This window comes from Polaromonas sp. AER18D-145, from assembly GCF_002379095.1.
Classification (GTDB): Bacteria; Pseudomonadota; Gammaproteobacteria; order Burkholderiales; family Burkholderiaceae_C; genus Polaromonas.
Map to the genome: position 1 here is coordinate 65,216 of NZ_NBZV01000005.1, position 12,686 is coordinate 77,901.

At 64.9% G+C, this 12,686-nt stretch carries 12 protein-coding genes; 2 read left to right on the forward strand and 10 right to left on the reverse strand.

Annotated features, from left to right (window positions below; all coding sequences use genetic code 11):
• Window positions 1-36 precede the first annotated feature (36 nt).
• Both B7G52_RS04740 and B7G52_RS04745 read left to right on the forward strand, forming a co-directional pair.
• Window positions 37-1,506 (forward strand): MFS transporter, encoded by a 1,470-nt coding sequence (locus tag B7G52_RS04740; RefSeq protein ID WP_371328993.1) that lies wholly within the window; start codon window positions 37-39, stop codon window positions 1,504-1,506.
• 3 nt (window positions 1,507-1,509) lie between these two features.
• Window positions 1,510-2,298 carry a class II glutamine amidotransferase gene (locus B7G52_RS04745; RefSeq protein ID WP_096696497.1) on the forward strand — a complete coding sequence of 263 codons (789 nt, stop codon included), beginning with the start codon at window positions 1,510-1,512 and terminating at the stop codon, window positions 2,296-2,298.
• A gap of 63 nt (window positions 2,299-2,361) precedes the next feature.
• On the opposite strand, the gene gshB is transcribed toward B7G52_RS04745, so the two are convergent.
• The 10 genes from gshB to B7G52_RS04790 all read right to left on the reverse strand — a co-directional run bounded on the left by gshB (window position 2,362) and on the right by B7G52_RS04790 (window position 12,677).
• Complete coding sequence (gshB, locus tag B7G52_RS04750; RefSeq protein ID WP_096696498.1) at window positions 2,362-3,303, reverse strand: glutathione synthase; 942 nt, start codon at window positions 3,301-3,303, stop codon at window positions 2,362-2,364.
• A 35-nt stretch (window positions 3,304-3,338) separates the two neighbouring features.
• Window positions 3,339-4,538 (reverse strand): benzoate/H(+) symporter BenE family transporter, encoded by a 1,200-nt coding sequence (locus B7G52_RS04755; RefSeq protein WP_096696557.1) that lies wholly within the window; start codon window positions 4,536-4,538, stop codon window positions 3,339-3,341.
• 620 nt (window positions 4,539-5,158) lie between these two features.
• Window positions 5,159-7,027 carry a potassium transporter Kup gene (locus B7G52_RS04760; protein WP_096696499.1) on the reverse strand — a complete coding sequence of 623 codons (1,869 nt, stop codon included), beginning with the start codon at window positions 7,025-7,027 and terminating at the stop codon, window positions 5,159-5,161.
• A gap of 66 nt (window positions 7,028-7,093) precedes the next feature.
• The gene (locus B7G52_RS23220; protein ID WP_141397383.1) at window positions 7,094-7,330 is read right to left on the reverse strand and encodes a hypothetical protein; all 237 of its coding nucleotides are present in this window, start codon (window positions 7,328-7,330) and stop codon (window positions 7,094-7,096) included.
• A 116-nt stretch (window positions 7,331-7,446) separates the two neighbouring features.
• Window positions 7,447-8,742 carry a glutamate--cysteine ligase gene (gshA, locus tag B7G52_RS04765; RefSeq protein WP_096696500.1) on the reverse strand — a complete coding sequence of 432 codons (1,296 nt, stop codon included), beginning with the start codon at window positions 8,740-8,742 and terminating at the stop codon, window positions 7,447-7,449.
• A gap of 95 nt (window positions 8,743-8,837) precedes the next feature.
• Entirely contained in the window at window positions 8,838-9,635 is a 798-nt protein-coding gene (locus B7G52_RS04770; RefSeq protein ID WP_240523321.1) for an FkbM family methyltransferase, read from the reverse strand.
• Window positions 9,632-10,885 carry a glutamate-5-semialdehyde dehydrogenase gene (locus tag B7G52_RS04775; RefSeq protein ID WP_170954680.1) on the reverse strand — a complete coding sequence of 418 codons (1,254 nt, stop codon included), beginning with the start codon at window positions 10,883-10,885 and terminating at the stop codon, window positions 9,632-9,634. The genes B7G52_RS04770 and B7G52_RS04775 overlap by 4 nt, the downstream gene beginning before the upstream one ends.
• A 111-nt stretch (window positions 10,886-10,996) precedes the next feature.
• Complete coding sequence (locus B7G52_RS04780; RefSeq protein ID WP_096696559.1) at window positions 10,997-11,494, reverse strand: hemerythrin domain-containing protein; 498 nt, start codon at window positions 11,492-11,494, stop codon at window positions 10,997-10,999.
• Between the two features lie 85 nt (window positions 11,495-11,579).
• On the reverse strand, window positions 11,580-11,984 hold the full coding sequence (locus B7G52_RS04785) for a ribonucleotide reductase subunit alpha (protein ID WP_096696502.1): 405 nt from the start codon (window positions 11,982-11,984) through the stop codon (window positions 11,580-11,582).
• A gap of 12 nt (window positions 11,985-11,996) precedes the next feature.
• Entirely contained in the window at window positions 11,997-12,677 is a 681-nt protein-coding gene (locus B7G52_RS04790) for a nitroreductase (protein WP_096696560.1), read from the reverse strand.
• Between the last annotated feature and the right edge of the window lie 9 nt (window positions 12,678-12,686).

Genomic DNA, 12,686 nt, shown 5'->3' on the forward strand with positions numbered 1-12,686 from the left:
GCCAGTTCGTTGCGCCGCGGCGGAGCAAAGCCGGTCGTGAGCCGCCCTTCCACGCTGGACGAGATGCAGGCGCGTTACGGCGCGCGTTACCGCTGGCTGCTGCTGCTCTCGGTGATGACAGGCACGATGGCCTCCATCATGTCCTCGACCATCGTCAACGTGGCGATTCCCGACATGAGCCAGCACTTCACCCTGGGCCAGGAGCGGGCGCAATGGGTCACCTCGGGCTTCATGGTGGCGATGACGGTCTCCATGCTGACCACGCCCTGGCTGCTGGCACGTTATGGCTACCGCCGCACCTATGTGGGCACCATGCTGCTGCTGCTGGCCGGCGGCATCGTCGGCGGCTTTGCCAACAGCTTCGCGCTGGTGCTGGGCGCGCGTGTGGCCGAGGGCCTGGCGGCCGGCGTGGTGCAGCCGATTCCGGCCATCATCATCATGCGGGCCTTCGCGCCGCACGAACAGGGGCGCGCCAGCGGCATCTTCGGCATGGGCGTGGTGCTGGCACCGGCCATCGGCCCCAGCCTGGGTGGCGTGCTGGTCGACTTGTTCGGCTGGCGTTCGATTTTTTTCATGGTGATCCCGTTTTGCCTGGCCTCGTTGTGGATGGCCTACCGCTATGTGCCGGTCACCTCGCCAGGCGGCGTCGCGCCGAACCGCAAGGGCGCCACCCTGGACTGGCGCGGCCTGCTGCTGGGCGGCGCCGGCACCCTGTGCCTGCTCAACGGCATGGTGGCCCTGCATGGCGGCTCGGCGCTGCAAGCGGCCTTGCTGCTGGGCGGCGCGGCGCTGGCGCTGGTGGCGTTTCTGGCCTGGCAGCGGCGCATGGCCGCCACCGGGCGCGAACCGCTGATGAATCTGGCGCTGTTCGGCTACCGGACGTTTGCGATGGGCAGCATCGTGGCCTTCATCTACGGCACGGCGCTGTTTGGCTCCACCTACCTGCTGCCGGTCTACATGCAGCTGGGGCTGGGCCTGTCGGCCTCCTATGTCGGCACCATCCTGCTGCCCGCCGGTTTTGTGCTGGCGGTCACGATTGCGCTGGTGGGCCGGCTGGCCGACCGCCACCCCACCTATTTGCTGGTGAGCATCGGGCTGGCGCTGCTGGCCCTGTCGTTTGCGCTGATGCTGACGGTGACGCTGACCAGCGCCATCTGGGTGCTGGTGCTCTGGGCCATCCTGGGCCGCATCGGGCTGGGTTTCATCTTGCCGTCGCTCAACCTCGGCTCCTTGCGGGCGCTCGACCACAGCCTGATTTCACAAGGGTCGAGCGCCATCAACTTCGTGCGCATGCTGGGCGGCGCCATCGGCGTGAGCCTGTGCGGCATCGTGCTGGAATGGCGGCTCGCGGCGCATGGCGATTCGCTGACGCAGGCCGCGACCAGCCCGGCGCGGCTGGCCGCGTTCAACGAGTCCTTCATGATGCTGGCTGCGCTGTGCGCGCTGGCGCTGGTGGCGGCCTGGCGCCTGCGCGAAGTGCCGCTGGCTTCTTCCAACAGGTCCTGAATCATGTGCCAACTCCTCGGCATGAACTGCAACACGCCGACCGACGTGACCTTCAGCTTCAGCGGTTTTGCGCAACGCGGCGGCAACACCGGCGAACACACGGACGGCTGGGGCATCGCCTTTTTTGAAGGCGACGGCAGCGGCGGCGGCAGCGACAAGGGCCTGCGCCATTTTGTCGACCACCAGTCGGCGTGCGCCTCACCCGTGGCCGAACTGATACGGCGCTACCCGATCAAGAGCCGCAACGTCATTGCCCACATCCGCAAGGCCACGCAGGGACGGGTGGCGCTGGAAAACTGCCACCCCTTCGTGCGGGAGCTGTGGGGCCGCTACTGGGTGTTCGCGCACAACGGCGATCTCAAGGATTTTTCACCGCGCCTGCACGGCAGCTTCCGGCCGGTGGGCACGACCGACAGCGAACGCGCGTTTTGCTGGATCATGCAGGAGCTGGCCAAATCCCACGCCGGTGTGCCCAGCGTGGGCGAGCTGACCCTGACCCTGCGCGAACTGGCGGCGCAGATCGCGCCACACGGCACCTTCAACTTTTTACTCGGCAACGGCCAGGCCTTGTGGGCCCATGCCTCGACCAGCCTGTACTACGTGGAACGCAAACACCCGTTTGCCCACGCCACGCTCAGCGATGAAGACCTCAGCGTGAACTTTGCCGAACACACACAGCCGACCGACCGGGTCGCGGTGGTGGTGACGGCGCCGCTGACCACCAACGAGCACTGGGTCGCCTTTGCGCCGGGCGAGCTCAAGGTCTTCGAAGACGGCGCCCTGCGCGCCTGAATTGCTATTTAATCAGGAGCATTGCCGCATGGGCAGCGTGGGCCAGCGCCGTTTTTGCCTGTTTTAGAGGGTGGCTTCGAGCGCATCGACAAACATCGCCGCCACGTCGAAACCGGTCTGGTCGAAAATTTCCTGGAAGCAGGTCGGGCTGGTCACGTTGATCTCGGTCACGCAGTCGCCGATCACGTCGACCCCGGCCAGCAGCAGGCCGCGGCTGTGCAGGATGGGGCCCAGCGCCTCGGCGATCTCGCGGTCGCGCGCCGACAGGGGCAGCGCCACGCCTTTGCCGCCAGCCGCCAGGTTGCCGCGCACCTCGCTGCCCTGCGGGATGCGCGCCAGGCTGTGCGGCACGGGCCGGCCACCGATGATCAGCACGCGTTTGTCGCCCTTGACGATCTCGGGCAGGAACTTCTGCACCATCAGGCTTTGCGCGCCGTGGCGGTTCAGCGTTTCGGTGATGGAGCCCAGGTTCAGGCCGTCGGGCCCGACGCGGAAAATGCCCATGCCGCCCATGCCGTCCAGCGGCTTGAGGATGATGTCCTGGTGTTCGGCGTGGAAACGCTTGATGTCCTCGGGGTCGCGCGTCACCAGCGTGGGGCCGATGAACTGCGGGAACTCCATGATGGCGAGTTTTTCCGGGTGGTCGCGCAGCGCGCGCGGCTTGTTGAAGACCCGCGCGCCGTCGCGCTCGGCCTGCTCCAGCAGGTGGGTGGCGTAAAAATACTCGCTGTCGAACGGCGGGTCCTTGCGCATCAGGATGGCGTCGAAGTCTTTCAGCGCGACCTGGCGCGTGCCGCGCTCGGTGAACCACTCCTGCGTGTCGCCGGTCAGCGTGATGTCGCGCACATGGGCCATCACGGGTGCGCCGCGCTGCCACATCAGGTCCTGCTGTTCGCAGGCGCTGATGCGATGGCCGCGCCGCTGCGCCTCGCGCATCATCGCGAAGGTGGTGTCCTTGTAGATCTTGAAAGAGGCCAGCGGGTCGGCAATGAAGAGAATATCCATGAGCGGGGTCCATCAGTAAAAGGGGTGGTGACTGCTCAGGCAGCGCGCTGCCGGTATTGTTGTACAAATAGCGCCATCGCGCCGGCCACCACGCCCCAGAAGGCCGAGCCGATGCCGGCAATGGCCACGCCCGACAGCGTGACCAGAAAAGTGATCAGCGCGGCCTCGCGGTGCGACTCGTCGCGCACCGCCAGCGCCAGGCCGCTGCCTATCGTGCCCAGCAAGGCGAGCCCGGCAATTGCCACCACCAGTTCCTTGGGGAAAGCCGTGAGCAGGCCGGTCACGGCAGCGCCAAAAATGCCGATCACGACGTAGATGGCGCCACAGGCCACCGCTGCGGTGTAACGCTTGCGCGGGTCCTCGTGCGCTTCGGGGCCCATGCAGATGGCGGCCGTGATGGCGCTGAGGTTCAGCGCAAACCCGCCAAAAGGCGCGAGCAGCAGCGTCACCAGGCCGGTGAGCGTGATGACCTTGGACACCGGGATGCCGCCGTCCGGCGCGTCGGGTCCGTACCCCGCGGCCCGAATGGCCGCCACGCCCGGCAGGTTTTGCGAGGCCATGGTCACCACGAACAGCGGCAGCGCCAGGCTGACAATCGCCGCCAGCGTGAACTGCGGCGCGACAAACACCGGCAGGGCCAATGAAAAGTTCATCGCCGACCAGGCCATCTCGCCGCGCGCGGCCACGAACACAATGGCGCCAAACAAGGTCAGCACCACCGCGTAACGCGGCATGAAACGCTTGCCCAGCAGGTAGATCGCCAGCATCAGCAGCACCAGCGGCAAGGCGGTCTGCGCTGCGGCAAAAGCCTGCAGGCCAAAACGCGCCAGCACGCCGGCCAGCAGGGCCGACGCAATCGCCAGTGGAATGCGGTTCATGACTTTTTCAAACCAGCCGGTCACGCCAAACAGCGTGATCAGCGCCGCACTGACCATGAAGGCCGCCACCGCCTCGCCCATCGAAAACCCGCCCGCCAGCCCCGCCGTGGCAAGTACCGCCGCGCCCGGCGTAGACCAGGCCACCATGACCGGCTTTTTCAGCCACAGCGAAGGAATCGCAGAACACAGCCCCATGCCCCAGCCCAGCGCCCACATCCACGAGCTGATCTGTTCCGGCGTGGCGTTGAAGGCCTGCGCCGCCTGGAAAACAATGGCGACTGAACTCGTGAAGCCGACCAGGACGGCGACGAAGCCTGCGGTGAAGGCGGAGAGGTTGAGGTCTCTGAAAAATTGCATCCGGGGATTTTGGCAGGGTTGCGCAAAAAACATGAGGCATCACGCTGCGTCCGCGGTCTGCCCCGGACAGTAGGACGGACTCCCCACTCCCACCCCTATCCCCTGCCCTCGCCCCGCTGGGCGATGGAGGGGGACTTCATTTGGCCGCGTGTGCTGCGCCCGCGTGCAAACATCACGGCCGCTTGGCTCCGACATGACGCGCAACGCGTGTCATGTCTCCCCGCACCCGCATTTGTTCCTCCACCCGTCGGGCTGGGCCGAGGAGCGCAGCCGAAAGTGGATCAGGGCGAGCGATTGTTTGAGCCGAAGGCGAGTTCGAGCTCGACCCCACTTTCGGCGAGCACCGGAGGTTGCCCCGGAGCGCAGCGCAGGGGACCCAGACCATCGGGTCGCCTTTTCTTTTGCTTACTTTTCTTTTGGCGACGCAAAAGAAAAGTGAGTTGCCGCCGGGCAACCCCCGGCTTGCTGGCAAACCACCGCCCCCGGAATCAACAGACGGCTTCAACCCTTCGACAGGCTCAGGGCAGGCCGAGCTCCGCCCGAACGGTGCGCTACAACGCTATTAATTCAATAGCTGCTTACGCTCATGGGACAAGGGCTGCAACCATAAAATACCAGGGTCAAATCTCGATCTTGCTACCCAACTCCACCACCGAGTTGTTCGGCAAATTGAGGAAGTCCGCCGCGCCGCTGGCGTTGTGGTGCATCTGCGCAAACAGCTTCTCGCGCCACGGCGCCATGCCGCTGCCTATGGTGGGCACCACCACGTCGCGCGAGAGGAAGTAGCTGGTCGTCATGACGTCCAGTTCGCAGCCGCGCGTGCGCATCTGCTCCAGCGCCTTCGGCAGGTCCGGGTCATTCTTGAAACCGTAGTGAATCACCACCTGCCAGCAGTTGTGGCCCAGCGACTCGATCGCGAGCCGCTTGTCCATGCCTATCCATGGCACCTCATGGTTGCGCACCGTGACAAACAGGTTCTGCTCGTGCAGCACCTTGTTGTGCTTGAGGTTGTGCAGCAGCGCATTGGGCACGGCGCCCGGCTCGGCGGTCAGGAACACCGCCGTGCCTTCCACGCGGGCCGGCGGGTTGATGAACACCGCTTCCAGGAAGCTGGGCAGGTCGATCGCATCGGCTCGCAGTTTCTCGTTGAGCAAGGCCCGCCCCTGCTTCCAGGTCATCATCAGGGTGAAGATGATCCCGCCAATGGCCAGCGGGAACCAGCCGCCGGCAAACAGCTTCATCAGGTTGGAGGCGAAGAAGGCGAAATCCACGACGAAGAAGACACCGGTGGCGGCGATACACAGCCACAGCGGGTATTTCCAGGCGTGGCGGATGACAAAGAAAGTCAAAATCGTGGTGATCAGCATGTCCAGCGTGACAGCGATGCCGTAAGCCGCCGCCAGGTTGCTCGACGAGCGGAACATCACCACGGCCAGCACGATGGTGACAAACAGGCCCCAGTTCACCAGGGGAATGTAGATCTGCCCGGTGTCGCGTACGCTGGTGTGCTGGATGTTCAGGCGCGGCAGGTAACCCAGCTGGATCACCTGCTTGGTCACACTGAAGGCCCCCGTGATCAACGCCTGCGAGGCGATCACCGTCGCCATGGTGGCCAGCAGCACCAGCGGCAACAGCGCCCAATCCGGAGCCATCAGGTAAAAAGGGTTTTTCACGGCTTCCGGGTTGCTCAGCAACAGCGCGCCCTGGCCGAAATAATTCAGGGTCAGGGCAGGCATGACCACGGCAAACCAGGCCAGGCGAATCGGCTTCTTGCCGAAGTGGCCGAGGTCGGCATACAAGGCCTCGGCGCCCGTCACGCACAGCACCACCGCGCCGAGAATGATGAAGGTCGTCCCCGGGTTGAACCACATGAACATCACGGCGTAATGCGGGCTCAGTGCCTTGAGAATGATGGGGTTGGTGATGATCTGCGCCGCGCCCAGCACTGCCAGCACGGCAAACCAGACCAGGGTGATCGGGCCAAAAAACTTGCCAATGCCGGCGGTACCGCGCTTTTGCACGGCAAAGAGCGCAAACAGGATCACCAGCGTGGCCGGGATCACGTACTGCTTGAAGGCCGGCGAGATGATCTCCAGGCCCTCGACCGCCGACAGCACCGAGATGGCGGGCGTGATCACGCCGTCGCCGTAAAACAGCGAGGTGCCGAAAATGCCGATGATCAGGAGAACACGCCGCAGCTCCGGCTTGTCCTTGACCGCCTGCGAGGCCAGCGCCAGCATGGCGACCAGCCCCCCCTCGCCGTTGTTGTCGGCACGCAGCACCAGCAACACGTACTTGATCGAAACAATGACGGTCAGCGTCCAGAAGAAGATGGACAGGATGCCGTAAATGTTGTCAGGGGTAAACGCGACGTGCCCGGAGCCGAAGACTTCCTTGATGGCATACAGGACGCTGGTTCCGATGTCGCCGTAGACGACGCCGATGGCGCCCAAAGTCAGCGCCGCGAGAGATGATTTATTACTGGACACAAAAAAATTCCCGCTTGGGCTGGATCAGTCAGGTGCCAGCGGCGGGAAGGGTTGCCATGAGGAACACTATTTTGCGCCTCGTCCGGCACTTGGCAAGTCAGCGCAGACCCCTAATCGCGAGAATGCTGTATTTTGTTGCACTGCAACAACTTGTAACAACGGCGCGAAGCGGCCGGTTTCCTTGCCGGATGGAAAGGGCACGAAATTCGCTTCGTTTTTGATAGCTGCCAGCGCCCGTCCATCAAGGGCTGAAGGCCAAAAAGCCTTCAAGACCCGGATGGGAGGCGCGGGTAGCAACTGCATCTTCCTTTTCCCAGCAGCCGCGGGCAGGCCGGCTTTGCCGGATGCCTCGCGGCGTCCCCTGCAAGAGGAAACGGCACTACACGCAGCGCAGCGAAGTGAGAACGATAGGGGTGAGCTCAGTCATACACCTCGGCGTCCGGGTCGGTGGCTTCCAGCTCGTAACTGGCGGCCAACATGGCCAGCCGGCCAATCACGCCATACATGTAGAAGCGGTTCGGCCCGCTGGAGCCGGGTTGGACGCCAGGTTGCGGCAGGCGGCCGCTTTCGGCAAACGCCAGCGGCACGAAGCTGGCGCCGGGGGCGTTGAGGTTTTCGTCGATGCCGCGGTCGGCGTGCACGCGGTAAAAACCGCCCACCACATAACGGTCCATCATGTAGACCACCGGCTCAGCCACCGCGTCGTTGATGCGCTCATGGGTCTGCACCCCTTCCTGGATGATGACCTCGGACAGCTGCTGGCCGTCCTTGGTGGTGCTCATCTTGTTTTTGGTCTTGCGGCTGAGCTCGTCGAGGTCTTTGACGTCGCGCACCGTCATGATGCCCATGCCGCAGGTGCCGTTGTCGGCCTTGACGATGACAAACGGCTTTTCGTTGATGCCATATTCCTTGTACTTGCGCTTGATCTTGGTCAGCAGCGCGTCGACATTGGTGGTCAGGCAGTCCATGCCCGTGCCTTCGGCGATGTTGACCTCGCCGCACTTGGCAAACATCGGGTTGATCAGCCAGGGGTCCACGCCCAGCAGCTTGCCGAAACGCTTGGACACCTCCTCATAGGCCTGGAAATGGCGCGACTTGCGCCGCACCGACCAGCCCGCATGCAGCGGCGGCAGCAAATACTGCTCGTTGAGGTCTTCCAGCATGCCGGGAATGCCGGCCGACAGGTCGTTGTTGAGCAGGATGGTGCAGGGGTCGAAGTTTTTCAGCCCCAGGCGCCGGTCGGTGCGCACCAGCGGCTCCAGCGTGATCTGCTCGCCGGTGGGCAGGGTCAGCGTGGTCGGCTCGGTGATTTCCGGGCTCAGCGAGCCAAAACGCACGTTGAGCCCGGCCTGGTGAAAAATCCGCTTGAGCTGCAGGATGTTGGCCAGGTAAAAGGTGTTGCGCGTGTGGTTTTCAGGAATGACCAGCAGGTTGCGCGCCTCGGGACAGATCTTCTCGATCGCCGCCATCGCCGCCTGGACCGCCAGCGGCAGCATTTCGGGTGTCAGGTTGTTCCAGCCGGCGGGATACAGGTTGGTGTCCACCGGCGCCAGCTTGAAGCCGGCGTTGCGCACATCGACCGAGCTGTAAAACGGCGGCGTATGCTCCATCCACTCCAGGCGGAACCAGCGCTCGATCGCCGGCGTGGTGTCCAGGATGCGCTGCTCGAGTTCGTTGATCGGGCCGTTCAGGGCAGTGATGAGATGCGGAACCATGGAATCCTCTGGAGAATGGGAAGCAGGGAAAGAGGTTGGGCCGAAATGCGCCGCTTCAAGTTGGACTGTTGCGGCCCGTCAGGGTGGCGAGGCCATCAGCTGAACTTGATGCGGGAAAGGCAGGGGTCACTGCGATGGATCGCAAGAAGGTTGATGCCGACCTGGTGGTGCTGATACCCGTATTTTTCAAGCAGCTGCTTCAGTGCCGCCGCATCAAGCTTGATCGTCTCGACCAGCATCATCGGCTTGTGGGCTTCGATGGACTGGAGGGCGCCGGCCAGCCCCTCCATCTCCATACCCTCAATATCCAGCTTGAGAAAATCCAGCCGGGATAGACCCAGGCCATCGACGGTGATCATGTTCACCGCCTGCCCGCCCGCGGGGGAGTAGTCAATCGCCTGTCCGATAAATTCATTCCTGACACTCTGGCGCAGCTCCAGCGAGCCAAAGCTGGCCGGCTTCAAATAGTCAGGCCTGGGAATGGTGATGCTGCCCGCCTCACCGCCCAACGCTGCGTGGTGCACGGTGGCGTTGAAACAGTTGTTGAGCGCAACATTGCCGGCCAGGGCGTAAAAGACGCGCTCCTGCGCCTCCACGGCAATGACTTGCCCCCAGCCATGCATGTGCCGGGCCCACTCGATGGTGTGCACACCGATATTGGCGCCACCGTCGATGGCAACCACGCCGTCGCCAAACACCTGCCGCCGCAGCGTGAGCATGTCCAGGGCCAGCTGCACTTCCTGGGGGTCGAACCAGGAGCTTTCAAAAATCTGGTGCCCGACGCCATAGCCCCGCTTTTCATCCACCATGCGGTAGTCGTTGCGGTTGACGATCATGGTCCCATGCCCGGAGGACACCAGAACAAAGGGCAAGGGACGGAGAATGCGTGTCAAACCCGCACCTCGCCGTTGCCCAGCACCACGTACTTCAGCGAGGTCAGGCCCTCGATGCCGACCGGGCCGCGGGCGTGGAACTTGTCCGTGGAGATGCCGATCTCCGCACCCAGGCCGAACTCGAAGCCATCAGCGAAGCGGGTGCTCGCATTCACCATGACGCTGGCCGAATCGACTTCGCGCAGAAACTGCTGGGCGTGCATGTGGTCGCGCGTGAGGATGGCGTCGGTGTGGTGGCTGGAGTACTGGTTGATGTGGGCAATCGCTTCGTCCACACCGGCCACCACCTTGATGCTGATCACCGGCGCCAGGTATTCCTCGTACCAGTCCTGCTCGCTGGCGGGCTGAACCACGGCTTGCGGCACGCCTGCAAGAATCGCCCGGGCTTCGGCATCGCAACGCATCTCCACCCCCTTGGCGGCGTAGATGGCGCCGATTTTCGGCAGGAAGTCCGCCGCCACGCCGCGCGCCACCAGCAGCCCTTCGCTGGCGTTGCAAGGACTGTATTTGCTGGTCTTGGCGTTGTCGGCCACGGCCACGGCCATGGCCATGTCGCAGGGGTCGTCCACATAGACATGACAGTTGCCGTCCAGGTGTTTGATGACCGGCACTTTCGCGTCGCGGCTGATGCGCTCGATCAGGCCTTTGCCGCCGCGCGGAATGATCACGTCCACATACTGCGGCATGGTGATCAGGAGGCCGACCGCCGCACGGTCGATGGTGGGAACCAGCTGCACGGCCTCTTGCGGCAGGCCGGCGTCCCGCAGCGCCTGGTGCACCAGGGCCGCCAGCGCCTTGTTCGACTCGATCGCCTCCGAGCCGCCGCGCAGGATGCAGGCGTTGCCGCTCTTGATGGCCAGCGACGCGGCTTCGATCGTGACGTTGGGCCGGCTTTCGTAAATCATGCCGAACACGCCGATGGGCACACGCATCTGGCCGACGCGGATGCCGCTGGGCTGCTGCTTCATGCCGATGATTTCGCCGATCACGTCGGGCATGGCGGCGAGCTGCTCGCACCCCGCGGCCACCGTGGCGATGTCCTTGGCCCCCAGCTTGAGGCGGTCCAGCATCGGACCGGCCAGGCCGGCCGCGGCCGCCCGTTCGAGGTCGCGCTGGTTGGCCGCCTGCAAGGGCGCGATGTTCTGGCGCAGCAAGCCGGCCAGCGCCAAGAGCGCTCTGTTTTTAATAGCAGCCGGCGCCCGCGCAGTCTGGGCCGAGGCCGATTTTGCTTTGGAACCCATGACCGCCATCAGGCCTGCCAGTTCGGGGTCGGCTTGGCCGGTTCGGGCCAGCGTGTTGGAAAGATCAGGCGCGTTCATGGCCCTATTTTGCCCGTATTCATGCGCCGGGGAGCACGGCCGTCACTTCTGGGCGGGCACGCCGCGGCGCTGCATCATGTCCTGGCTCATGGCCTGCAGGGCGTCAGCCGTCAGCGTGGCCTGCGCCGCGGGGTAGGCCAGGTGGTCCTCGTCCGCCAGGTGGCGCACGTACAGTGCGGCAAACCGGTTCAGCGCAGCGGTCCGGGCAGGGTCCAGCGGCGTCCAGTCCGCAGCCGGGCTGTCGGTGATGGCCTGCAGCACGCTGCGCGCCAAAGGCCAGACGGCCTCCATGTCGCGGTGGTCCTGCAGCAGGCGCTGCACCAGGGCGCGCAGGCCGGCGTCCGGCCCGGCCAGCAGCGGCGGGAACACGTGGATCTCCTCGTCCTGGTGGTGCAGGGGCGCGGCGAGGTCGAAGTAACGCATCACGTCACGCGCGGCCTGCCGCGCGGCATCGTCGCAGCCGCGCTCCAGCAGATGCTGCTGCAGGCGTGCCAGCAAGGCCAGCATGCGCTCGACCCGCTCGTGGCAGGCGCCCAGCATCTCGAAAGGCGCTTCAAAACCGGCCCCGGGCGCATGAAAACCGGGCAGGGCCTGCGCCCGCGCACTGCGGCGCACCGTGCCCATGTCAGCCGAACTGCACCGGCTGGCCCTGCGGGTCAAACGGGATGAAAGCGCCAATCTGGCCCTGCTTGATGGACTCGACCATGCGCTGCAGCGGCTCCTCGGCATCTTCGGTGGTGGGCGCGCGGTTCACCGAGCCACCCAGTGCAGCGGCAAACACCAGGCCCCAGTTGTGGCCGAACTGGCTGGACTCCTGCACCAGCGCGGCAAACGAGCTCAGCTCTTCCGGCCGTTTGTCCACACACATCAGCGGCACCAGCGCACCGCCCTGGCCGGCCTCAAAACGTTCGCGCTGCACTGGCGTGCTGTCCTCGGGCAGCTCCACGCCGGTGAACACAAACAGCAGGCGCTGCGGCTCGGGCTGGGCCCGGGCTGCCTGCAGCAGGTCGTCAAAACTCAGAATGTCCATCGGTTGATCCAGTCACAGGGAATAAAAAGAATCCGCCGGTTCGCGCCCCGGCGCGCCCCCGTCGGCAGAAAGGCTGCTTACAAAATCCGGCGGCGCAGGGCGCAGGCGCGCGGGCTTGCGCGACTGGGCCGTGCCGATGCTGACAAAACACAGCGCCTGTTCACCGGCCGCCAGGCCAAACAGGGCGCGCAGGCCGACGGACTTCAGCGCCTTGCCGCTGGTCAATGCCGAACCATACCCCAATGCGGTGGCCATGAGCAGCATGTTCTGGATCGCGCAGCCGGCAGATACGGTGCGTTCGGCCAGGTCAATCTCCGCATCGCCGCGCTGGCCATCGACGACCACCAGCATCAGCAAGGGAGCGCGGTGCGCTTTTTCGCGCGCCTGGGCCAGTTGCTCCGGGGTGGCCTGGGCGTCGCGCGCCATCAGCGCCGCGCCGAACACTTCGGCCAGCCGCGCGCGCGCCGCCTGCGGCACGAGCACCAGGCGCCAGGGTTGCAGTTGCCCGTGGTCGGGCGCCGTGGCCGCCGCGGTCAGGATCATGCCGAGCTGCTTCGCATCGGGACCGGGTGCCAGCAGGCGTTTGGGCAAAATGGTCTGGCGTGACTGCATCAGCGTCACCGCCAGGCTGGCGGGATCATGGTCAGGCGCGGTAGATAGTGGCAACGGGGCCGGAACGGCAAGCAGGTTCATCAGTACCCC